General features: G+C 68.9%; 20 protein-coding genes. 2 read left to right on the plus strand and 18 right to left on the minus strand.

Annotated features, from left to right (window positions below; translation table 11 throughout):
• Positions 1–15 precede the first annotated feature (15 nt).
• Positions 16–1,617, minus strand: coding sequence for an arylsulfatase (locus P6281_RS13640; protein ID WP_324738383.1), 1,602 nt, complete (start codon positions 1,615–1,617; stop codon positions 16–18).
• Positions 1,618–1,693: 76 nt separating this feature from the next.
• Here P6281_RS13640 and P6281_RS13645 point away from each other — a divergent pair, with 76 nt between their 5' ends.
• Positions 1,694–2,719 carry an NAD(P)H-dependent flavin oxidoreductase gene (locus P6281_RS13645; protein ID WP_038536483.1) on the plus strand — a complete coding sequence of 342 codons (1,026 nt, stop codon included), beginning with the start codon at positions 1,694–1,696 and terminating at the stop codon, positions 2,717–2,719.
• A 3-nt stretch (positions 2,720–2,722) separates the two neighbouring features.
• Here P6281_RS13645 and P6281_RS13650 read toward each other — a convergent pair whose 3' ends face one another.
• The 9 genes from P6281_RS13650 to P6281_RS13690 form a co-directional block, all read right to left on the minus strand.
• Entirely contained in the window at positions 2,723–3,544 is an 822-nt protein-coding gene (locus P6281_RS13650) for a class I SAM-dependent methyltransferase (RefSeq protein WP_009952386.1), read from the minus strand.
• On the minus strand, positions 3,541–4,011 hold the full coding sequence (locus P6281_RS13655) for a GbsR/MarR family transcriptional regulator (RefSeq protein WP_009952385.1): 471 nt from the start codon (positions 4,009–4,011) through the stop codon (positions 3,541–3,543). The genes P6281_RS13650 and P6281_RS13655 overlap by 4 nt, the downstream gene beginning before the upstream one ends.
• Positions 4,012–4,113: 102 nt before the next feature.
• Positions 4,114–5,382, minus strand: a complete 1,269-nt coding sequence (locus P6281_RS13660) for an amidohydrolase family protein (RefSeq protein ID WP_014382683.1) — start codon at positions 5,380–5,382, stop codon at positions 4,114–4,116.
• Between the two features lie 19 nt (positions 5,383–5,401).
• Positions 5,402–6,175 (minus strand): class II aldolase/adducin family protein, encoded by a 774-nt coding sequence (locus P6281_RS13665; protein WP_050782779.1) that lies wholly within the window; start codon positions 6,173–6,175, stop codon positions 5,402–5,404.
• Positions 6,162–7,775, minus strand: coding sequence for a class I adenylate-forming enzyme family protein (locus P6281_RS13670; RefSeq protein WP_324738384.1), 1,614 nt, complete (start codon positions 7,773–7,775; stop codon positions 6,162–6,164). The genes P6281_RS13665 and P6281_RS13670 overlap by 14 nt, the downstream gene beginning before the upstream one ends.
• Positions 7,776–8,214: 439 nt before the next feature.
• Positions 8,215–8,745, minus strand: coding sequence for a hypothetical protein (locus P6281_RS13675; RefSeq protein WP_324738385.1), 531 nt, complete (start codon positions 8,743–8,745; stop codon positions 8,215–8,217).
• Positions 8,738–10,015, minus strand: coding sequence for a molybdopterin-dependent oxidoreductase (locus P6281_RS13680; protein ID WP_324738386.1), 1,278 nt, complete (start codon positions 10,013–10,015; stop codon positions 8,738–8,740). The genes P6281_RS13675 and P6281_RS13680 overlap by 8 nt, the downstream gene beginning before the upstream one ends.
• Positions 10,016–10,093: 78 nt before the next feature.
• Positions 10,094–11,497 (minus strand): fatty acid desaturase family protein, encoded by a 1,404-nt coding sequence (locus tag P6281_RS13685; protein ID WP_179293453.1) that lies wholly within the window; start codon positions 11,495–11,497, stop codon positions 10,094–10,096.
• A gap of 16 nt (positions 11,498–11,513) precedes the next feature.
• Positions 11,514–12,611 carry a ferredoxin reductase gene (locus tag P6281_RS13690; RefSeq protein WP_202349205.1) on the minus strand — a complete coding sequence of 366 codons (1,098 nt, stop codon included), beginning with the start codon at positions 12,609–12,611 and terminating at the stop codon, positions 11,514–11,516.
• Between the two features lie 149 nt (positions 12,612–12,760).
• Between P6281_RS13690 and P6281_RS13695 the strand changes: the two genes are divergently transcribed.
• Positions 12,761–13,648, plus strand: a complete 888-nt coding sequence (locus P6281_RS13695) for a DMT family transporter (RefSeq protein WP_202349206.1) — start codon at positions 12,761–12,763, stop codon at positions 13,646–13,648.
• A 1-nt stretch (position 13,649) separates the two neighbouring features.
• Here the strand turns inward: P6281_RS13695 and fadD1 are convergent, their stop codons facing one another.
• From fadD1 to P6281_RS13735, 8 genes are read right to left on the minus strand one after another with little or no spacing between them, the layout of a single operon-like run.
• Positions 13,650–15,269, minus strand: coding sequence for a fatty-acid--CoA ligase FadD1 (gene fadD1, locus P6281_RS13700; RefSeq protein ID WP_324738387.1), 1,620 nt, complete (start codon positions 15,267–15,269; stop codon positions 13,650–13,652).
• A gap of 21 nt (positions 15,270–15,290) precedes the next feature.
• Positions 15,291–16,886, minus strand: a complete 1,596-nt coding sequence (locus P6281_RS13705; RefSeq protein ID WP_324738388.1) for a flavin-containing monooxygenase — start codon at positions 16,884–16,886, stop codon at positions 15,291–15,293.
• Complete coding sequence (locus P6281_RS13710; protein ID WP_324738389.1) at positions 16,883–17,293, minus strand: Zn-ribbon domain-containing OB-fold protein; 411 nt, start codon at positions 17,291–17,293, stop codon at positions 16,883–16,885. The genes P6281_RS13705 and P6281_RS13710 overlap by 4 nt, the downstream gene beginning before the upstream one ends.
• A 2-nt stretch (positions 17,294–17,295) precedes the next feature.
• The gene (locus tag P6281_RS13715; RefSeq protein WP_201358688.1) at positions 17,296–18,498 is read right to left on the minus strand and encodes a thiolase family protein; all 1,203 of its coding nucleotides are present in this window, start codon (positions 18,496–18,498) and stop codon (positions 17,296–17,298) included.
• Positions 18,495–18,950: a MaoC/PaaZ C-terminal domain-containing protein gene (locus P6281_RS13720; RefSeq protein ID WP_095562759.1), complete on the minus strand. Its 456-nt coding sequence runs from the start codon at positions 18,948–18,950 to the stop codon at positions 18,495–18,497. Before P6281_RS13720 ends, P6281_RS13715 begins: the two co-directional genes overlap by 4 nt.
• Before the next feature lie 7 nt (positions 18,951–18,957).
• On the minus strand, positions 18,958–19,458 hold the full coding sequence (locus tag P6281_RS13725) for a MaoC family dehydratase (RefSeq protein WP_014384833.1): 501 nt from the start codon (positions 19,456–19,458) through the stop codon (positions 18,958–18,960).
• Positions 19,451–20,584 carry an acyl-CoA dehydrogenase family protein gene (locus tag P6281_RS13730; protein ID WP_014384834.1) on the minus strand — a complete coding sequence of 378 codons (1,134 nt, stop codon included), beginning with the start codon at positions 20,582–20,584 and terminating at the stop codon, positions 19,451–19,453. Before P6281_RS13730 ends, P6281_RS13725 begins: the two co-directional genes overlap by 8 nt.
• Positions 20,585–20,605: 21 nt before the next feature.
• The gene (locus tag P6281_RS13735; RefSeq protein WP_014384835.1) at positions 20,606–21,784 is read right to left on the minus strand and encodes an acyl-CoA dehydrogenase family protein; all 1,179 of its coding nucleotides are present in this window, start codon (positions 21,782–21,784) and stop codon (positions 20,606–20,608) included.
• Between the last annotated feature and the right edge of the window lie 3 nt (positions 21,785–21,787).

Genomic DNA, 21,787 nt, shown 5'->3' on the forward strand with positions numbered 1-21,787 from the left:
GGTGGCGACCGCTCGCTAGAGTTCGGTGTCGAACACGGAGACGGGTTCGAGGATCACGCCGGTTTCTTCGACGTAGCGATCCCACAGCGCCACCAGCTCGGCCAGCTTGTCGGGATGCGACGCGGCCAGGTCGTGAATCTCGCCGGGATCGGAAGCCAAATCATAGAGCTGCCAGTCACCCGGGCCGTACGGCGCCGGCAGGTGCAGTGCCTTCCAGTCCCCCCGCCGGATGGCTCGGCGGCCGAACAACTCCCAGCCGGTTCCGGTGTCCGCGTCGTGCACGGTCTCCGCGGCGCCGGTCAGATACTCCACCAGCGAGCGGCCGCGCATGGGGGCCACCTCGCGGCCGCGGTAGGACGTGCCCGGGTGCGCGACGCCGGCCAGCTCCAGCAGGGTTGGCGCGACGTCCATCACGGTGCTGAACGCGGTGCCGATCTGTTGTTGCCGCGCGAATCCCGGCCAGGTGACAAAACCCGTCACCCGGATGCCGCCCTGGGTGGTGAACGCCTTGTGCAGTCGCGACGGCGCGGTGGCCGCCTGCGCCCAGCGCGGCCCGTACCAGATGAAGGACGTGGGCCGGCCGAGGTTGTCGAGGCTGTTGTCGCAATGCTTTTCGATCTGCGCGGCGATCTCGGCGCCGCGCAGCGGCATCGCCTCCACGATCGCGCCCTCGGCGCCGTTGTCGGACAGGAAGATCACCACGGTGTCGTCGAGTTCGCCGCTGGCCGTCAGGTAGTCGATCACCCTGCCGACGTTGTAATCCATCCGGTCCACCATCCCGGCGTAGACCTCCATGCTGCGGGCCGAGCGCGCACGCTGCTCGTCGGTCATGTCGGCCCACTCGGGCGCGCCGTCGGCCACCACCGGGTGCGCGGTGACGTCGGGCGGGCAGAGACCGAGCCGCTTGAGGGCGGCCAGTCGCTCCTCGCGCAGCGCGTCCGGTCCGTCGTCGTAGCGGCCGCGGTATTTCGCGACGGATTCGTCGGGCGCCTGCAGCGGCCAGTGCGGCGCTTGGAACGGCAGGTAGGCGAAGAACGGACGGTCGTCGTCGGCCGCGCGCTCGTCCAGGTACCGCAGCAGGGTGTCGGTGTAGGAGTCCGACGAGTAGAAGTCGTCGCCGACGGTGACGAACTTGTCGTCCTCGGTGTAAAGCGTTGACACCGGCGAAAACCCGCGCGCGCCCGCTCCCCCGTAGTGGCTGGCACCGGCGGGCAGCAGCGCGAACGAGCGCTCGAAGCCGCGTGCCCACGGCGACCTGTCGATGGTGGCGCCCAGATGCCATTTGCCCGACATCAGCGTCAGATATCCGGCGTCGCGCAGGAGTTCGGGCAGCGCGACGACCCGGTCGTTCAGGTAGCCCTCGTAGCCGGGGGCGCCGCGAAATCCCGGGGACGCGACTTCGAGCATCGTGCCGATGCCGGCGATGTGATGGTCGGTCCCGGTCAACAGCATCGCCCGGGTCGGCGAGCACGCCGGCGCCGAATGGAAATCGGTGAGCCGGATCCCGGAGTAGGCCAGCCGATCGAGGTTGGGTGTTTCGATCTCGCCGCCGAAGGCGCCGATGTCGGAAAACCCGAGGTCGTCCGCGACGATTACGAGCAAGTTGGGGCGCTTCACGCTCAAGCATCCTGCCAGGTCGGTGCTCACGGTGTAATGCCGCCGCACCGCCGATCGCGGCCGATATTGTCGAGGCATGGAGATGTTGGCGCAGTTCGGGATGTCCATACCGCTGGTTGCGGCCCCCATGTCGGGCGGACCGACCACCCCGGCCATGGTGTCGGCCGCCACCCGTGCGGGGGCCCTGGGCATGCTGGCCGCCGGCTACAAGACCGTGGAGGCCGTCGAAGCCGAGATCAAAGCCCTTCGCGCCGAAGGGATCCCATTCGGCGTCAACGTGTTCGCGCCGAACCCGGTGCCGGTCGATCCGCGACGTTACCGGGAGTACGCGGCGATCATCCAGGCCGAGGCCGACCAGTTCGGCCTGACGCTGCCGTCCGAGCCCGTCGAGGACAACGACAGCTTCGACGCGAAGATCGAATTGCTGCTCGACGATCCGGTTCCGATGGTGTCGTTCACGTTCGGCATTCCGCCGCGCGACGTGATCGCGGCGCTGCAACGGGCCAAGAGCGTGGTGGTCCAGACGGTCACCACGGCCGAGGAGGCGGAGCAGGCACGCGACGCCGGCGTCGACATGCTCGTGGTGCAGGCGGCGGACGCCGGCGGCCATTCCGGCACCCTGTCGCCGTCGCGGCCGCTGACCCCGGTCCCGATCGTCGACCTCGTCAGCCAGGTCGTGGCGACGGTTCCCCTGCCGGTGCTGGCCACCGGCGGGCTCGCCACGCCGGCCGCGGTGGCCGAGGTGATCCGGGCGGGAGCGGCCGCGGCCGCCGTCGGGACGGTGCTGTTGCGCGCCACCGAAAGCGGCGCGTCGACCACTCATCAGGCGGCGCTGGCCGATCCCGCGTACACCGAGACCGTGCTGACCCGGGCCTTCACCGGCCGGCCGGCCCGGGGCCTGCGCAACGCGTTCATCGACGCCCACGAAGCCGAGGCGCCCCCGGGTTATCCCGCCATCCACCACCTGACCAGCCCGCTGCGCAAGGCGGCCGCCGCGGCGGGAAAGCCGGACTACGTACACCTGTGGGCGGGCACCGGTTTCCGGCAAGCCACCGCCGAGCCCGCGACCGACATTCTGCGCCGGCTGGCATCCGACCTGTGAGGTTCAGTACTCGAAACGATTGAGCACGTCGTAGCCGCGCCCGCCGATCACCCACGTCAGCGCGTAGATCATCCGCACCGCGGCCGACGGGATGTGCTCGTAGCCGGCCAGCGCGGGCGTCTGCTCGAGGAACCGCAGCCGGGGATGCCAGGCCGCAAGACGGCGCGCGTCGCGGATGCCCCAGGTGATGATGCCCCTGGTGAAGACCTTGGACAGCAACGGGGCCAGGGCCGACAGCGTATCGAAATGCATTTCACCGCCGGGGAATCGGTCGATCAGGCGCTGCAGCAGCCGCCGGACTTCCTCTTCGTGCAGATACATCAGCAGGCCCTCGGCGACGACCAGGGTGGGACGCCCGGCGGGGACGTCGTCCAGCCACCGCAGCTCGGTCACCGACGAGCCGATCATCCGGTAGCGCTCGGTGTCGTCGTAGAGTTGCCGCCGCAGCCCGATGACGCTGGGCTGGTCGACGTCGAACCAGGAAACCGACGGCGGTAGGTCGAGCCGGAAGGCCCTGCCGTCAAGGCCGCAACCCAGGTGCAGGACAACGGCGTCGGGATGGCGGGAGAGGAAATCGGCGCACCAGTCGTCGAACTTCTTGGCGCGCAGCGCGACCAGGTATTGGTTCGAGGCGGGCATGGTGCTCCGGCGCATGCGCTTGAAGTCGTAGCTGATCCGGTCCACCGCGTCCGCGGCGACCGTGTCGCCCAGAATCGGCCGCTTCGAACGGCTTTCGCATGCGCGCAGATACAGTGTGACGAGATTCGTCCATTCCACCGATCCCCAGGCGACCGAGCTGAAATCGACTTTGTCCGTTGCGGTCATCGCTGCTTCCTCTTCGCGCGGTATTCGGTCCACATTTCCATGAGCTGGTCGCGGTAGGCCCGCGTGCAGAACTCGCAGAAATCGCGGAAGTCCTCCACGCGTTGCCGTTGTTCGGCGCGGTCCTCGTCCAGCACGGACAGCGCGAATTCGGCGGGTTCGATCCCCAGCCGCATCAGGGACAGCTGGGTTTCCAGCACGCTGGTGAACCCGCCCGGCGTGACCCGGTAGAGGTGCTGGCGGTTCGGGCTCGGCAACCGCTCGACCATGCCACCTTCGAGCAGTTGCCGGGCGACGGTGCTGATCGACGCCTTGCTCACGGACAACGCGGCGGCCAGCGCGGTCAGCGACTGCTGCGGCGGATCGCAGATCAGCAGCCACCCGTAGACCCGGCCCATGGTGCGGGTGGCGCCCAGCAACTCGAAGAACAGCCCGAGGCGGTCGACGAACTCGGCCTCGTCCGGCGACATACGCTCCATCCCGTTCGTTCAGTACGTACTAAACGTAACTTATACGAAGCGGGACGCTGGCGGAACCCCCCGCCGGTGATCAAGGGGTCTGGGTTGCCGGGCTCAGAACGCCTCGGGGTCGCGCTGCACGGCGGCGGGCACCGGGTGCCGATACAGGCGGGATGCGTTCTCCCAGCTGAACTTCCGGATGACGTCGGACGGCAGGTCGCCGATCTGTTCGTGGATGGCCTGCTGGGTGTGCGGCCACGTCGAGTCGCAATGCGGGTAGTCGGCTTCCAGCATGATGTTGTCGACGCCGATCCGGTCGCGCTGCACGAACGACGACTTGTCCTCGACCGCGCAGAACCAGAAGTTGCGGACCAGCACCTCCGCGGGGGTCAGGCGCTCGCCGAGCGCTTGCCAGGTGCCGTACATCGCGTGATAGCTGAGCATGTGGTCGAGGCGGTCGAGCAGTCCTGCCACCCAACCGATTCCGCCTTCGGACAGACAGATCTTCAGGTCGGGGAACCTGCTGGGCAGCCCCGAGTACAACCAGTCGACCGCCGCGGAGATGGCGTAGGCGAAAAACAGCACGCCCTGCACGTCCGGCGGCGCGTCCGCGGTGGTGGACGGCGACGACCCGGACGATCCGATGTGCAGGTTGACCACGGTGCCGGTCTCGGCGCACGCGGCCATCATCGGATCCCAGTGGTCGGTGTGGATGCTCGGCAGGCCGAGCATCGCCGGATTCTCGCTGAACGTCACGGCGTGAAAGCCGCGGTCGGCGTTCTCGTAGATCATCTTCGCGCCGAGCTCGGGGTCGAGCAGCCACGGCAATTGGCATCCGATGATGCGGTCGGGATACGAGCCCGCCCAGACGTCGAAATGCCAATCGTTCCAGGCGCGGACGCAGGCGAGCGCGAGGTCGCGGTCGGTGGTCACCTGCTGCAGCCGCTGTCCGGCGAAGCCGGGCAGAAACGAGGGGAAGTTGAGCGAGGCGTAGATCCCGTTGAGGTCCATATCCTTGACGCGCTCGTGGATATCCCATGCGCCCCTGCGCATCTCGTCGAATCGGACGGGTTCGAAGCCGTACTCCGCCACCGGCCGCCCGACCACCGCGTTGAAGCCGACGTTGGGCAGTTCCCGGCCGTCGTACACCCAGGTCTGGCCCCCGGCGTCGGTGTCGACGACCTTGGGCGCTCGGTCGGCGAACTTTCGGGGCAGCCGGCCGGCGAAGGTGTCGGGGGGTTCGACGATGTGGTCGTCGACCGAGATGACGGTGTAGCGGCGTCGCGCCCGGGGCGGATCGGGCAGGAAGGTGACCGAACGTTCGGTGCCGGTCTTCGCCGTGGTGAAGTTCAGGTCAGTGGCCAGCTCGTCGATCGATTTCACGCGTCAAACTCCTTGTGGCTCAAGTCAGGACGTCGGGGTCGGCCTTGATCGTCATCCGCGCGGCCCCGGCCCAGTACACGTCGGCGGCCCGTTCGATCAGCGAGCGTTGCATGCCGGCCATGTCCGACCACCGCATGGCCACCGGCTGCTTGCCGGTGAGCATGACGTCGTAGGCCAGCTTGCACACCCGTTCGATCGAGGCCGCGCGGTAGACGGCCTCGGGCAGGTTGCGGCCGGTCGCGATGACGCCGTGGTTGGCCAGGATGGTCAGGTTGGCCCCGCCGATGCGGGCCGCGAGATCCGCGGCGCGAGTGGGGCTGTCGATCTCGCCGTCGTAGGTCTCGACCAGGCACAGGTCGTCGAGGAACAGCGACCCGGTCTGGTGCACCAGCTCCGGCAGCCTGCCCAGCGCGGCGAGCACGCATACGTAGTACGGGTGGTTGTGGATGACCACGCGGGCGTCGTCGCGGACGCGGTGCAGTTCGGTGTGGATGTGGATGGCCGGGGTGACGTCCCAGCGGCCGCGGACCACGCGCGCGTCGGCGTCCACCACGCAGATGTCGGAGGCGCTGACCTCCTGCCACCACAGGCCCCAGGGATTGACGAACATGTTCGTCTGGCCGTCGAGCTGCCAGGTGATGTGTCCGGCCATGTTCTCGGCGAAGCCGATGCCGGCGAGGTGGCGGAACGCGATGGCGAGCGCCTGCTCGTGGGACAGCTCGACGCCGATCGGCGGAACCACTGACGGCGCCCAGACTTCCAGCCCGCCACGGCGTGCATCAGGTGCGTTCATGACCAGCCTCCATCCTGGCTCCAATATCCTCGCGAAGTCGGCCTTTGGCTATCTTTCCGCCCGACGAGCGGGGCAATTCGTCGAGAACGATGAGGCGCTCGGGCAGCAGTTCCTTGGAAACTCCCAGCGCCAGCAGGTGTTCGACGAGCTGGGGAAGGTCGATGGTGGCGGAGCCGGTGAGTTCGGCGTAGAGGCAGACCTTTTCGCCGAACACCGGATCGGGCATGGCGACCGCGGCGGCCACCGCGATGGCGGGGTGGGTGGTCACGGCGTCTTCGACCTGGCTTGCGCTGATGTTCTTGCCGCCACGGACGATGAAGTCGGAGGTGCGCCCGGTGACCCGCAGATAGCCGTCCGCGTCGATTTCACAGATGTCGCCCATGCGCATCCACCCGTCGGGGGTGAACAGCTTGTCGTGGTCGGTGCCGCCGAGGTAACCGAGGCTGGTCGCCGGGCCCCGGCACGCGGGCTGGCCCCGACCCGTGTCGGTCACGTCGCGGTCGCCGTCGAAGAGGCGGACCGACATTTCGGGGATGATGCGGCCCCCGGTGCGCAGCCGCCGTTCGCGGGAGTCGTCGACGGTGGTCGCGCTGAGCATCCCCGTTTCGTTCGAGCCGAAGAACTGCAGGATCTTGGCGCCGGTGAGTTCCTCGAATTCGGCCGCCGGGCGATACGGCAACGCCTCGCCGCCGGTGTAGACGACGCGCAGCGAGCTCAGGTCGCGTTCGCGGCTGGCCGGGTCCGCCATCAGCATGGTCAATTGTGTGCTGACGCAGCATAATACGGTGACCCTGTGCCGGGCGATGGCCTCGCAGGTGGCTTTGGTGGTGAACCGGTCCAGGAGCACCGCGGTGGCGCCGAGGTAGATCGGTGTGGTGTGGCTGGTCCAGAGCCCGAACCCGAACGGCGTGGGTATCACCGGCAAAAAGACGTCGTCCGGCGCCAGCAGCCCATTGGCGACGGCCTTCTGGTGGAAGTAATGCCAACGGTTCTGGGTGTGCACGACACACTTGGGCAGCCCCGTGGTCCCGGAGGTGGAATTGATCAGGAAAACGTCGTCGGGGCCGAGGCGGGCGTCGGTCGTGAGCGCGGTGGGTTTCGCGCCGACGTCCAGGCGAAGGGTCCGGTCCAGCAGCAGCGCCGGCAGCCCGAGTTCATCGGCGACGCCCGCGGCGGCCTCGCGGTGGGGCTCATCGCTGATCAGGGCCTTCGGCTGGGCGCTGCGCAGTATCGCTGTGGCCTCGCGGGTGCCGGCCCGTGCGCCGACGCCGACGACCACCGCCCCGCAGCGTTCGATGGCGACGAACAGGGCGTGGATGGCCGCGGAGTCACGGTGCCATACCGCGACCCGGTCCCCGCGCGTGACGCCGGCACCGGCCAGGGACTGCGCCAAACGTGTTGCGGCGTCGTCGAATTCACGCCATGTCAGCGACGCTTCGGGGTGGTCGACATAGGCGAGGCGGTTTGGGGTCTGCGCGGCGTTGCGGCGCACGGCGTCCGACAGCGTCGTATCGCACCACCAGCCGGCCTCGCGAAACCGGGCCGGGTCCTGTTCGGAGAATGCCGGCGACGACCCGATATCCAGCCCGCCGGCGCTCATTCGGTCAATGATAGGAAAGCGACGCGGGGCCCGGTCTCGCTCCCGCCGAGAAACAGCCGGCTAGGGATTCCTCGGGGCGGGAGTGGAGCGCTGCGTCTTGGCGGGAACATTCGGAGGGTGGGCCCGCGGCTTGTGGCAGTTATGCAGGCACCCGCAATTGAGGCCGATGATGCACCCGTTTCCACCGGTGGGTTGCACGCCGTCGGGATCGCTTTGCGAAACGGGCAGGGGGCTGGACAAAGCTGCTGACGTTGTCGGTCCTGTCGCGCTGCCGGCCGAGGAGCCCAGCGCGAGGACGAACGCGGCCACCCCCGCGCAGAACGTGGCTCCTGTTCTTTCGTTTCGGCTCCCCACGGGGCGCGAGTGTAGTTAGCCGAATGGAGATACACGGGACGCGCGCGCACCCGCAAGGACACTCCAAGGAGTCACCAAGAATCCTCTAAGGCCCGTCGCCGGGGCGTTGATTCGTTGCCCGGGGCGCCATTTCCCGCGCCCGGGTCCGCTGCCGCGCCCATGCCGTCCGGATGGCATAGGCTGCGGCGCTGACCGCGAACATCGCCGCGGTCAACAACAGCCACCGACCCAGGAATGGGTCCTGGGTCTGGCCGGTCGCCGCCCGGTACGTGGCGCCGCCCTGCCTGATGATGCCGGGAAGGAACACCAGCAGCGTGAGGCCCGCCCCCAGCGCGGGCACCCGGAGATGGTTGAGCACGGGCACGTCGGGACCGGGGCGCGGCGCTCGGCGGGACAGCAGCCGGTCGAGGCCCGCGTAGACCGGGAACAACACCAGATCGTGGGCGACGACGGCCCCGGCGAACCACACGACGATCGACTGCCACCACACGTCGGGGTTCCACAGCGTGGCCGGTTTGACCGTGGCGACCACGTAGCCCAGCACCGCGAATCCGGCGATCATCGTCAGCAGGTGCAGCGGGTGGGACCCGTAGAGCCTCGCGAACGCGTTACGCATGGGCGGCCGTGCGGAAGTCAATGGCGGCCACCCATTTAGTGTTGTGCACGCCGGGCAGCGCGGGCACGATGATGCGCGCGGGAAAGCCGTGGTCCGGCGACAGGTCGGTGCCGTTGACCCGCAGCGCCAGCAGCGCGTCCGGGTGCTGCACCTGGTTGCCCTGCAGGGTGGCGCCGGCGAAGGCGCCGGAGCGTTCCAGCGACGACACGCGCGCCGAATCCGGCGCGGGCACACCGGCGAGGCGGGCGAGTTCGGCCAGCCGCACCCCGCTCCACGTTTGGGTGGTCGACCAGCCCTCCACGCAGGCGATCGGTAACACGGCGGTGTGTTGCGGCATCGCCAGCAGCGCGGCGCGGTCGACGGTCACCGGCCGGGGGCCACCGGTCATCGTCAGCCGCCATCGGTCGGCGGTGTCCAAAGGCGAGATGCCGGCGGCCGCCGCGGTCCGGTTGACCTCGAAGTCATTGGGCCCGTTGCCTCGGCTGCGCCCGCGCGGCAGGAGTAACGCGGCGGGCCGGGCGTACCCGCCGACGGTTTGACCAGCGGTGATGAGCGCGAGGAACAGCGCGCCCCCGCCCACCAGCGCCAGCGCGCCGCGGCGGCTCATCGTCGCGGGGCCGGGGTCGGCGGCGACCAGGGAGTCGGGCTGCCAGGGCTGCGGCTTGGTATCGGCGCGTGCGGTGCGCAGCACCTCCCGCAGCGGCATCGAGCGCAAACCGGACCACATGCGCCGGCTCTTGATCGCCACGTGCACGACGAAGCCGGTGATGAAGACCCAGGCGCCGAAATAGTGGGCGGTATAGAAGCTGAATCCGAAAATGTAGTCGTACTGGATGTTCAGCACGCCGGTGACGATCTCGAACAGGATGCCCCCGACCAACATCAGCAGCGAAACCCGTTCCAGCAGTTGGGCAACCGACCGTGCGGGCGGCACCACGAACAGTCGCGGTATCACCGACCACAGCTTGGCGAGCACCACGGGGATCAACACCAAACCGAGCCCGACGTGGAGTCCCTGGGTCAGCCGGTACAGCCACGACGGATCGGTGGGCCAGTCGAAGGTCGGCAACTTCAGCCAGCCGACGTCGCCCGGGATGGCCTGGCCGAGTCGCGGCCCGTAGGCGATGTAGGACAGCAGGCCGGTGAGGATGACGATCGGCAGCGTCACCAAGAGCACCGAGCCCAATACCGCTGTCAGCCAAGGTCCGCGCAGCGGGCTGCGCCACAGCCGCGCGGGTAGGCCGCTGGCGGTCCGAATGAGATGCACCATCGATCATCATTCACGAGGGGCCGGCGATAGCGGTTCATTTCGCTGATCCTCGCCGAGCGGCGCGAGCCGAGGGTGCGGTCAGTCGTTGCCGCGCGGTGGCGGCTGCACCGCGACGCCGCCGGACTCGTGTTCGGGGCCCGCGGCCGGGTGTTCGGCCGGGACACGTTCCCGGAAGCGGGCGCCCTCGCTGGGCCGCTGCATCCCCGGCCGGTCGGTCGGGCTTCGGTACGGTCCCGGTTTGCGCCGCGGCTTCCCACCGGGGAAGGCCAATCGAAAGATGGTGCGGTGCACCATCAACCACTGCTTCGAGAAGCGGCCGGAGTTGTACGGCAGTTCGTAGCGTTCGCAGATGTCTTTGACCTTCGGCGCGATCTCCGAGTAGCGGCTGCTCGGCATGTCGGGATAGAGGTGGTGTTCCACCTGGTAGCCGAGGTTGCCGCTGATGACATGGAACAGCGGGCTGCCTTCGATGTTGGCGGCGCCGACCAGCTGGCGTACATACCACCCGCCGCGCGTCTCGTTCTCGACCTCTTCGGGGGTGAAAGTGTAGGTCTGGTCGGGAAAATGGCCGCAGAAGATGATGGCGTGCGCCCACACATTGCGGATGACGTTGGCCAGCGCGTCGGCGCCCAGGGTCCGCAGATAGGTGCTTTCCACCCCCGGCAAGAGCTTGTCCAGCAGATCCGCCGCCGAGCCCAGGCGACCGCCACCGGCCCTGCGCAGCGCTTTGCCCACCCGCGACCGCGGGGGCTGATCGAGCCTGCCGCGTGCGGCCAGCTGAACGAGCGCGAAGGCGCCGGCGCTGATCAACGGCCAGCCGAGGTAGTCCTTGATGACCTGCGCGCGCGCCTTTCCGCTGATGCCGCGCAGGTCCTTGCGCACCTCCGACCAGGGCTTCTCGCGGCGCCGAATGGCCTCGATGTCCATGTCGTGGATCGCCACACCCCACTCGAACAGCAGCGTCAGCAACAGGTTCGAGATCGGCTGGAACAGGTACCGCGGTGCCCACTTCTGCGCGGGATCGATGCGCAGGAGTTCGTAGCCGAGGTCTTTGTCTTTGCCGAGGATGTTGGTGTAGGTGTGGTGGATGTAGTTGTGGGAATGCTTCCACGCCTCGGCGGTCGAGGCGGTGTCCCAATCCCACACGGAGGAATGGATATCGGGATCGTTCATCCAATCCCATTGGCCGTGCATCACATTGTGGCCGATCTCCATGTTCTCGAGGATCTTGGCCATTCCCAGGCAGGCGGTTCCCAGGATCCACGCGGTTTTCGAACGAGATCCCAGCAGCAGGATGCGGCCGGCCACCACGATCTGTCGCTGTACCGAGATGACCGTCTTGATGTAGCGCCGATCCCGCTCGCCCAGATCGGCGAACACCTCGTCATGGATCGCATCGAGTTCCTTGGCGAGTTTTTCGAGCTCTTGTTCGCTCAGGCGCTCAAGGGGGCTTTTCATCGTCTTTTCCGCGACGGAGGTCACCGGCCGCTCCTTTCGATCACAGTGCGAGTTTCACGTCGCCTTCGGCGGTGTTGATGCAGATTCGGACGTCCTGTTCGGTGGGCTCGATGACGTCACCCGAGCGCAGGTCACGCAGCTTGCCCGACTTCAGGGTCCCGACGCAGGTGTGGCAGATGCCGATTCGGCAGCCGTGGGCCAGATTGAGGCCGGCCTTCTCCCCCGCCTCCAAGATCGAGGTGCCGCCGTCACATTCGACGGACTTCTCGCTGTCGAGAAAGCACACCGTGCCGCCCTCTCCGGCGTTGGCGTCGCCACCGATCTTGGGCTGGAACCGCTCGAAGTGCAGTCGTTCGCGGTCGGCGTTGCCTTCCCAGTGCTCGATCAGCGCGTCGAGCATGTCGCCGGGACCCGAGCTGAACGTCTCGCGTTCGCGCCAGTCCGGGCAGGCGTCGTCCAGGTCGTCCGGCTTGAGCCTGCCCCGCTCGGAGGTCAAACGCAGATCCAGCCGCATGCCGGGGTGCCGGCGGTCGAGGTCTTCGAGGACGGACAGGAACATCACCTGCTCGCGGGTTCGCGCGGAGTGGATGACCACGACGTCAGCGAACGCGTCGCGATGGTCGAGGCTGCGCAGCATGCTGATCACCGGGGTGATGCCGCTCCCGGCGCTGATGAACAGCAGTTTGGGCGGCAGCGGTTCGGGCAGGGTGAAGACGCCTTCGATCTCGCCGAGCCGGACCAAGTCCCCGGGCTGGATCCGTTGCACCAGATACGGCGACACCACACCCCCGTCCACCTTCTTGGGCGTCACGCTGATCAGCCCGTCTTCGGGCACCGGATCCGACGTGAGCGAATACGCGCGCCAGTGGTAGACCCCGTCGATGACGACGCCGAGCCGCACGTACTGCCCGGGCTGGTGACCAGGCCATTCATAGCCCGGCTTGATCAGGACGCTGGCCGCTTCCGAGCCCTGCGGCTCGACGCGCTCGACCTTTCCGCGCAGCTCCTTGGTGGTCCACAGCGGATTGATCATCTCCAGGTAGTCGTCGGGCTGTAGCGGGCTGAACAATCGCCGCACCGCGCGCAGGAACAGCCGACGCCCGCGTGGGACGTGGGGCCGGGCACCGCGTTCAGCCATAACAACGGAGTACACAGTTGTACACCGACTCAAACCGCCAATCTGAATCTGCTTGGGACACATGGTTACACATATGCAAAATGCGCATATCGGCATCGCTTATCCGTTCACCATTCGGTGTTGGGCGGGGTCGGCGCCCCGCGCGGCTAGTGTCGGTGGGTGTGTTGATCGGCTTTCTGCTCGCGTTGGGCTGCTCGCTCTGTTACGGCACCGCGACCGTGTTGCAAGCGGCGGGGACACGATCGGTGGAAGCGGGCAGCGGCTCGGGCGTCGACGCCGTGCTGCTGCTGCGGGCCGTCCGGCAGTGGCGCTACCTGGTCGGGATCGGCCTCGACGTCGTCGGGTTTGTCCTTCAGGTGGCCGCGCTGCGGCTGGTTCCGATCTACGTCGTCGCCGCGGCGTTGGCCGCCTCGATCGCCGTCACCGGGGTCGTCGCCGCGTGGGTGTTGTCGGCCCGGCTGTCGCCGGTCGAGTGGTGCGCCGTCGGCGTGGTCTGCGCCAGCCTCGTCGCCCTCGCAGTGGCCGCCGGGCCCGGGCACTTTCGACACGCCCCGGCCGGGCTCGGCTGGGCGCTCCTGGGCGTGGTGGCCGCGGTACTGATCGCCGGTTTCGCCGCCGGGCGTCTGCCCGACCGCGCGCGAGCGCTCGCGTTGGGGCTGGGTGCCGGGACGGGCTTCGGCGTCGTCGAGGTCGGTGTGCGCCTGATCGACGTGATCGATCCGACCACGCGGTCGTTCTACGCCAACCCCGCCCTGTACGCGGCGGTCGCGGGTGGCGCCGCCGGATTTCTGTTGCTCACCTCGGCCCTGCATCGCGGATCCGTGACCACGGCGGTCGCGGGCATGGTCGTCGGCGAAACCCTCGCCCCGGCGTTCGTGGGGGTGGCGTGGTTGGGTGACACGGCGCGCGACGGGCTCGGTGGGCTGGTGATCGCGGGATTCGCCGTCGCGGTGGCGGCGACGTTGGTGCTGGCGCGGTTCGGGGAAGCGCCGGCGCCCAGCGAGGCCGGTGGGGCCGACGCTGTCTCGGGCCGCTGATTCAGGCGCCGGCGATGGTGGATGCCGAACGGCCGTCGGCGTTTTCGTCGGCCGCAACGTAGGTGGTGCCGCGGGCGGGCCGCGTCCACAACACACCGCCCTCGGCGCTGGGGCCCGCGGCGATGAGCGCGCGCTTGAGGATCTTGTTGGTCGCGGTCGCGGGCAGCTGGTCGTTGATGCGCACGTAGCGCGGCCACGCCTTGGGTGACAGATCGGGCTGCGACGCCAGGAATCTCCCGAAATCGTCCGGCATCAGTTCCGCCCCGGCGCGCGGCACGATCGCGGCCATCACCTGGTCGCCGACCTGGTCGTCGGGCACGGCGTAGACGGCGACCTGGCTGATGCCGGGCATCCGCGCCAGGATCCGCTCGATCGGTGCGGCGGCCAAGTTCTCGCCGTCCACCCGCATCCAATCGGAGGTCCGCCCGGCCAGGTAGATCCAGCCGTCGGCGTCCCGGTAGGCCAGATCGCCCGACCAGTACATGCCGTGGCGCATGCGCTCGGCCGTGGCGCCGGGATCGTTGTAGTAGCCGGCGAACGGTCCCGCGCCCTGGGTGTTGACGAGTTCGCCGACGGCCTCATCGAAGTTGGTCAGCGCCCCGTGCGCGTCGAACGTCGCGACGTCACATTCTGTCAGTGTCGTCGAGTTGTAGATGCTCACCCCGGGGTAAGGCTTGCCGATGGAACCGGGCGGGGTGCCGTCTTCTCGGACCACGATCACCGCGAACTCGCTGGATCCGAAGCTGTCCACCACCCGGCAACCGAAACGCCTTGCGAATTCGGCGATATCGCGATCGGTCGCCTCGTTGCCGAAGGCCACCCGCAGGGTGTTCTCGGCGTCGTCGGGACGCTCCGGGGTGGACAGGATCAACGCCAGGGGCTTGCCGACGTAGTTCAGGTAGGTCACGCGGTAGCGGCGCACGTCCTCGAGGAACCGCGACGGCGAAAACTTGGCGGGGACCATGGTGGCGCCGCAGCCGATGGCCACCGCCCACCCCGCGGCGACGCCGTTCGAATGAAACAGCGGCATCGCCAGGTAACACACGTCGGCGGCGGTGACGTCGTACTGGAAGATCAGGCTGGCGCCGCACATGATGGCCATCCCGTGCGCGAACCGGACCACCTTGGGGTCACCGCTCGTCCCCGAGGTGAAGATCATCATGAACGTGTCGGCGGCGGCGACCTCGCGGTGCGGGGTCAGCGGTGGCGCCGCGGTCACCGCCTCGGCGTAACTCGTCCCGTCCACGTCGAAAACCTGAATTCCGTTGAGATCCAGGCCCTCCAGCAGGGGCAGGTGATCGCGGTCGACCAGCAGGATCTGGCAATCCGAGCGCCGGATGTCGGCGAGCAGCGCGGGTCCGCGGCGGGTCGTGTTGAGGCCGCACAGCACGTAGCCGCCCAGCGCTGCCGCGGCCATCGCCCGCAGCATGGCCGGTGAATTGCCCAGTGCGGCACCGACATGCAGCGGCCGGGTGGGGTCGGCGCGCGAGATCAGGGCAGCCGCTTCGGCCTCGGCTTCGGCGAGGTGCTCGCGCCAGGTCCACGTCTTCTCGCCGTGGGCGATCGCGGGGGTGTCCTCGTGCCTGCGCTGCCGCAACAGCTGCTGAACCGTCTCCGGCACCGTCTCACTTCCTCCGTGCTGTCATCGGGTCGTCATCACCAACCCGGCATAGTCGCGGGCCGCCACGTCGTCGCAGTGCCGACGGTAGGTACCGAACCCGCCGATGTAGGGCATGAAGACTCGCTTCTTGCCCTCGATGTTGGCGCCCAGGTACCACGACGATGCCGCCCGGGGGAACAGCGTCTGCTCGGCCGCTTCGGCCACCTGCTCGGTCCAGGCGACGGCGGCGTCACGGCTCGGTTCGACCTCGCTGACGCCGCGCCGCCGCGCGGCCCGCACCAGCTCGATGACCCAGTCGACCTGAACCTCGGCGTGCAGCACCATGTTCGCCAACACCGACGGGCTGCCCGGCCCGCTGATCGTGAAGAGGTTCGGCAGGCCCGGCACCATCAGGCCGAGGAAGGTGAGGGGGCCATCGGACCAGATGTCGCGCAGCCGCTCCCCTCGCGGCCCGCGCGGGTTGATCCGCGTCAACGCGCCTGTCATGGCGTCGAACCCGGTCGCGAACACCAGCACATCGCAGGGGTAGGTCGCCGCGGGGGTCCGCACGGCGTCGGCGGTGATCGCCTCGATGGGCTCGCGGCGCAGGTTCACCAGCCGCACGTTGTCGCGGTTGAATGTGGCGTAGTAGCCGTCGTCGGTGCAGATCCGTTTGGTTCCGATCGGGTGGTCCACCGGGATCAGGTCGGTTGCGACCGCGGGATCGGCGACGATTTCCCGGATCCGCTCCTCGGCGAACTTCCTGGCGACCTCGTTGGCCGACGCGTTGCGGGTCTGGTCGGGGAAGGTCTTCGCGAAAAGAACCCCGCCCTCGCGCCAACGCTCCCACAACGCCGCTGCCCGCTCCTCGGGGTCGGTGTCGACGGCGTTCTTGTGGTAGCTGCCGTGCGGCGTGCCCGCCGACGCGTAGGCCGAGGCGCGGCGGCGCTCGGGGTACTGCTCCTGGATCTGCCGCTGTTCGTCGGCCGACCACGGCCGGTTGGGCATCGGGATGGTGTAGTTCGCGGATCGCTGGAATACGACCAGGTTTTCGGCCTGCGAAGCGATGATCGGCGCAACCTGGATCCCCGATGATCCCGTGCCGATGAGCCCCACCCGCTTGCCGCGCAAATCGGGATCCTCGCGCGGCCAGGCGGCGGTGAAATACACCTCTCCCGAAAAGTCTTGCACGCCCGGGATATCGGGCCGGTTGAGTGCCGACAGGCACCCGGTGGCGCACAGGAGGAACTGCGCCGCATGGCTTTGTCCGGTCGCGGTGTCGACCTGCCAACGCCCACCCTCGAAGGCCGCGCCGACGACGTCGACGCCGAACCGGTAGTGGCGGCGCAGGTCGAAGCGGTCGGCGACGTGCCGAAGGTAGGCCAGGATCTCCGGTTGGGCGGCGAAGCGTTCGCTCCACTGCCAGTCGCGCTGCAGATTTTCGTCGAAAGAGTAGGAGTAGTCCACACTTTCGACGTCACAACGTGCGCCCGGATAGCGGTTCCAGTACCAGGTGCCGCCCACGTCGGGCGCCGCCTCGAGCGCCGTCACCGACAGCCCCGCCGAGGCGGCTCGGTGCACGGCGTACAGCCCGGCGAACCCGGCACCGATGACGATGACGTCGCTCATTTCGGTCATGCGGGCCGATACCTCAGTAACGTGACTCCGTCTTCGAGATCGCAGAACACCGGCTCCACCCGCATCCCGATCCGGACGTCGCCGGGATCGACGTCGACCAGCTCGGTGCTGAATTTCGGCCCGGCGTGCCACTGCACCACCGCGAGCAGCTGCGGCAGCGCGTCGGCCCACGGCGGGCCGGTGGGCCGGCGGGCGATCGTGAAGGTGTACAGCGTTGCGGCGCCGTCGATCTCACGCCATTCCAGGTCGTCGGCGAGGGTCCCCGGGGCCAGCGTGCGCGGGTAGAACACGTGCTGCCGAAGCGACGGCGAGTACTGCACCAGGATCCGGTGCTGCGCCAGGCCGTCCCAGAACGGCCGGGACACCGGCGTGGGCTCGGGGACGAGCGCATCGTCGCGGCGGGCCATCGCTAATCCCCCCGCAGGAGCAGCGCGACCTGCTCGCTCATGATGCCGCCGTTGCCGGTCACGAACGCGGTGTGACAGTCGGGCACCTGCGCGTCGCCGGCACGTCCCATGACCTGCCGCGCGCCGTCGACCACGTGGTGCATGCCGCCGGCCATTCCGGCCTGACCGAAGGACAGTTGCCCGCCGGCGGTGTTGAGCGGGAACTCCCCGCGATGGGTCAAATCGTGTTCGTTGATCCACGACATGCCTTTGCCTTTCGCGCAGAATCCGGCGTCTTCCAGGCTCATCAGCACCGTGATGGTGTAGCAATCGTAGATCGAGGCGACGTCGACGTCGGACCGGGACAGCCCGGCCATCGCGAACGCCCGCTCGGCGGCGCGGGCGATGGGTGTGGACAGCAGGTCCTCGGCGTAGGTGGGGGTCTTGAAGGCGATGTGTTCGCCGAACCCCTTGATCCAGACCGGGCGGTGGCGGGCGCGGCGCGCGATGTCGGCGTTGGCGATCAACACCGCCGCTCCCCCGTGCACGCGCATCACCGTTTCCAGCATGTGGATGGGGTCGGCGATCATCGGGCTGTCCAGCACGTCGTTCACCGTGATGGGGGTGCCGTGGAAGACGGCACCGGGGTGGGCGCACGCGTTGGTGCGTTGGTCGACGGCGATCTTGGCGACCGCGGCGGGGTCGTAACCGTATTCGGCCGCGTACCGCTGGGCAATCTGCGCGTAGGGCGCGTTTTGGCCCACGTTGCCGTAGGGGATCTCGAACTCGGCCTGCGGCGAGCCGTAGTTGCCCGAGGACGCCCCATACCAATTCGGCTCCGGCGCGGGCCGCCGTTCGGACCGGGGCACGGCCGCGGAGCCGGGTACCACGGCCAGGGCGGCCTCGCAGGCGCCGAGTTCGACGGCCGCCGCGGCCCGCCAGACCATGCCGGCCGAGGTGGCCCCGCCCAAGTCGACCCGCTCACCGAAATCCAGCGCCAGGCCCAGGTATTCGCACAGGGTGGCCGGGGCAAACATGGCCGACTCGGCGATGCCGTGGGTCAGCAGGCCGTTGACACAGCCCGGATCGACACCGGCGTCCTCGATCACCATCTTCGCCAGCAGCGCGTACTGGTCGAGGGTGAACATCGCGGGGCCGGTGGGGCGCCGTTCGGCCGGCAGCTCGGCGATGCCGACGATCGCGGCCTCTCCCCGCAGCCCGCTCATGCCCGGCTCCCCCGCAGCGGCAGCGCGACGCCGGCGGTGCCCGGCATCAGCACCGTGTCGCCGCGCCGGCCGGCGATGTCCAGATCCACCAGGCCGTAGCCCTCAAAATCATTGCCGCCCGGGCGTTTGCCGGTGACCTCGCCACCGAAACTGAGCGCCTCACCGGGATAGGCGATCGCCCGGTTCTGCACCGAGAACGTCACCAGCCTGCCCCGCCCGCCGATCCAGTCCCCGAGGGCGCGGGCCAGCAGCGCCGCCTGCAGCGGACCGTGCACCAGCACGTTGTCGTATCCCTCGGTGTCGCGGGCCCACTCCTTGTCGTAGTGGATGCGGTGACCGTTGTACGTGGCGGCCGAAAAGAAGAACATCTGGGTTTCGTCGACGGTCACCGTCAGCGTGGGGATGTGATCGCCGACGGCGATGTCTTCATAGAACACTTGCTGGTCGGTCACGATGCTCCTAGGGGCGGGCGATCATCGACGTCGACGCTTCGGCCAGCAGGTCGCGATCCTGGTTGCGGTACACCGTGTGCCAGGTGACGAGGACGAATCTGCCGGAGCGGCCCCGTTTTTCGACGATCGACTCGATGGTGCGGACCATTTCGATTTCGTCGCGGTGGTAGGCCGGCAGGTGAAAGGTGAAGCTCTCCCCGCCGGCCATCCGCTTGGGGGCGCGGGGAAACGCGAGGCTGCCGGAGACCGCGCCGGAGGATCCGTCGGGGCGCAGCGACTCCAGCCGCGACACCCCGAGGACCGCGTACTGCAGGTACAGCGGCGGGCAGATGATGTCGCGAAAGCCGTTGGCGCGGGCGTACTCCGGATCGAAATACAACGGGTTGTCCTCGCCGACCGCGGCCGCCCACCGTTGCCAATCGCGCCGGGTCACCTCGCCGGTCGCCGAGGCGGCGACCGTGCCCACCCGCGACGCCGACTCGGCGTCGATCAAGCTGTCCTCACTCACCGGCGCTCCCTTCTCCCATGGTCTCCCGAAGCCACGACGCCGCGACGTCGGCGCCGCCGCCGAGCGTCGCACCGAGGCGGGCCCGCTCGCTCCACAAATGCAGGTCCGTCTCGGTGACATAGCCCATCCCGCCGTGCAGCTGATGGGCGTCGAGCGTGATCAGCCGGGCCGCGGTTGCCGCGTGCATGCGGGCGATGGCGGTCTCCCTGCTCGCGGTGCGGCCGCGCCCCAGCCAGAACACCGCCGCGTGCGCCGCCAATCGCGCGGCCGCCAGGGCGATGTGCATGTCGGCGATCAGATGCTGGGCCGCCTGAAACGAGGCGATGGGCCGGCCGAACTGGTGACGCAGCTTGGTGTAGTCGACGGTGCGGTCCAGCACGGCCTGGCCGACCCCGACCAGGTCGAGTGATCCCAGCGCCACCGCGGTGTTGGCCAGCCGGCGCAATCCCGGCACGGTGACGCCGTCGAGCACGGCGTCACCGGCCACGACCGCGTCGTCGAAGCGGACGGTGAACGCCCGGTGCCCGCCGACCATGTCGAGCGGCTCGACGGTCACACCGCCGCCGTGCGCGTCGACGAGGAAGACCAGCGGGCGTTCGGCTCCGCCCCGCGACGAGGCGGCCGATACCACGATGAGATCGGCGACATCGGCGTCGGCGACGTAATCCGCGGTTCCGTTGAGCCGCCACCGATTCGGATCGGGATCGGCGCGCAGCGCAGGGGCGACGAGCGCGGCGTCGCGGGCGTTCCAGAGGGCGGTGGTGGCGCGGACGCTGCCGCACGCGAGCGGGGGCAGCCAAGCGGCCTTGGCCTCCGGGGAGCCGAGCTGGTCGACGGCGAGGGCGGCGTGCACGGTGCTGTGCACGGTCGTCGGGCACAGCGCGCGGCCGGCTTCGGTGTAGAACACGGCCAGGTCGTCGAGTGAGCCACCGGCGCCGCCGTACTCCTCGGCGACGGCCAGCCCGAATACCCCCGCGTCGGCCACCGCCTTCCACAGCGCCGGCGTGCGCCGGTCCGCGCCCGGCTCGTCGAGGGCGCGCACCTGGCTGACCGGGTTCTCGGCGGCCAGCAGGGCGCGTAGCGCCGCGGCGAACTCCCGCTGCTCTGCGGACGGGATCGTCTTCATCGGTGGTGTGCGAGGCTTCCGTCAGCGTCCATAGGAGGGCATCCCGTGCCCGCGCTGGGCGATGATGTCGCGAAGCACCTCATTGGTGCCCCCGCCGAAGCGCATCAGCGGGGCGGCCCGGTAGAGCCGCTCGAATTTGCCGGCCAGCGGGGCCTGTTCGCTGCGATGCGCCAACAGGCCGTCCGGGCCGAGGAGATCGAGCGCCAGGGCGGCGATGCGCTGGCGCAGCTCGCTGGTGAACACCTTCTCGACGCTCACTTCGACGGTCGGAATGACGCCGCTGTCGAGGATCGAGGCCGCCTCGTAGCCCATCAGCGTGGCCACCGCGACGTCGGCTTCGGCCTGCGCCAGCCGGCGGCGAAGCGACGGGTCGTCGGCGGGCACCGTCCCGTCGCGGCGCGGACTGCGCGAAAGTTCGTGCAATTCCTCGACGGCGCGGCGCAGGTCTCCGGCGTTGGTCAGCGCGCCGCGCTCGAGGTCGAGCGCGCCGGTGATGTAGGTCCAGCCGCGGTTGACCTCGCCGACGAGGTTGGTGGCCGGCACCCGCACGTCGCGGAATGCCACCTCGTTGGTGCGGTAGCCCGACCACGCGTAGAGCGGGCGGATCTCGACGCCGGGGCTGTCGATCGGCACGATGATGACCGAGATGCCGCGGTGGCGTGCGGTCGTCGGATCGGTACGGACGCAGAGCCATTCGTGCGTGGCCCGCTGCGCGCCGCTGTTCCAGATCTTGGTCCCGTTGATCACCCATTCCTCGCCGTCGCGGGTCGCGGTGGTCCGCAGGCTCGCCAGGTCGGTCCCGGCCTCGGGCTCGGAATAGCCGACCGCGCAGATCATTTCGCCCCGGGCGATCGGGGGCAGCCACTCGCTCTTGTTCCGCTCGGTGCCGTGACGCATGATCATCGGCGCCACCGACGTGACGGTCAGGTCGGGTCCGGGCACGCCCCAGTACTCGAATTCGCTCATCAACAGGTGCTGGTGAATGGCGCCCAGACCCAGCCCCCCGTACTCGCGCGGCCAGTTCAGCCCGAACCAGCCCTTGGCGCCGATCTCGCGGCGGAACCGCGCCACCTCGCCGTCGAGAATCTCCAAGTCGTGCGCGGCCAGCTCGGCGCGCAATGCGGGGGTGACGTTCTCGTGCAGAAATTGGCGGACCTCGGCCAGCCAGGCGCGCTGCCCGGCGTCGAGTTCGAAATCCATTCC

It is taken from the genome of Mycobacterium sp. 5-140-3-2 (assembly GCF_035666375.1).
GTDB classification, from domain to species: Bacteria; Actinomycetota; Actinomycetes; order Mycobacteriales; family Mycobacteriaceae; genus Mycobacterium; species Mycobacterium intracellulare.

What these genes read in the sequence shown, in the direction of transcription:
- P6281_RS13645 (WP_038536483.1), top strand. Translation starts at nt 1,694, where the DNA reads ATGGAGATGTTGGCGCAGTTCGGGATGTCCATACCGCTGGTTGCGGCC.
- P6281_RS13650 (WP_009952386.1), bottom strand. Translation starts at nt 3,544, where the DNA reads ATGACCGCAACGGACAAAGTCGATTTCAGCTCGGTCGCCTGGGGATCG.
- P6281_RS13655 (WP_009952385.1), bottom strand. Translation starts at nt 4,011, where the DNA reads ATGTCGCCGGACGAGGCCGAGTTCGTCGACCGCCTCGGGCTGTTCTTC.
- P6281_RS13665 (WP_050782779.1), bottom strand. Translation starts at nt 6,175, where the DNA reads ATGAACGCACCTGATGCACGCCGTGGCGGGCTGGAAGTCTGGGCGCCG.
- P6281_RS13670 (WP_324738384.1), bottom strand. Translation starts at nt 7,775, where the DNA reads ATGAGCGCCGGCGGGCTGGATATCGGGTCGTCGCCGGCATTCTCCGAA.
- P6281_RS13675 (WP_324738385.1), bottom strand. Translation starts at nt 8,745, where the DNA reads ATGCGTAACGCGTTCGCGAGGCTCTACGGGTCCCACCCGCTGCACCTG.
- P6281_RS13680 (WP_324738386.1), bottom strand. Translation starts at nt 10,015, where the DNA reads ATGGTGCATCTCATTCGGACCGCCAGCGGCCTACCCGCGCGGCTGTGG.
- P6281_RS13690 (WP_202349205.1), bottom strand. Translation starts at nt 12,611, where the DNA reads ATGGCTGAACGCGGTGCCCGGCCCCACGTCCCACGCGGGCGTCGGCTG.
- P6281_RS13705 (WP_324738388.1), bottom strand. Translation starts at nt 16,886, where the DNA reads ATGACCGAAATGAGCGACGTCATCGTCATCGGTGCCGGGTTCGCCGGG.
- P6281_RS13710 (WP_324738389.1), bottom strand. Translation starts at nt 17,293, where the DNA reads ATGGCCCGCCGCGACGATGCGCTCGTCCCCGAGCCCACGCCGGTGTCC.
- P6281_RS13715 (WP_201358688.1), bottom strand. Translation starts at nt 18,498, where the DNA reads ATGAGCGGGCTGCGGGGAGAGGCCGCGATCGTCGGCATCGCCGAGCTG.
- P6281_RS13730 (WP_014384834.1), bottom strand. Translation starts at nt 20,584, where the DNA reads ATGAAGACGATCCCGTCCGCAGAGCAGCGGGAGTTCGCCGCGGCGCTA.
- P6281_RS13735 (WP_014384835.1), bottom strand. Translation starts at nt 21,784, where the DNA reads ATGGATTTCGAACTCGACGCCGGGCAGCGCGCCTGGCTGGCCGAGGTC.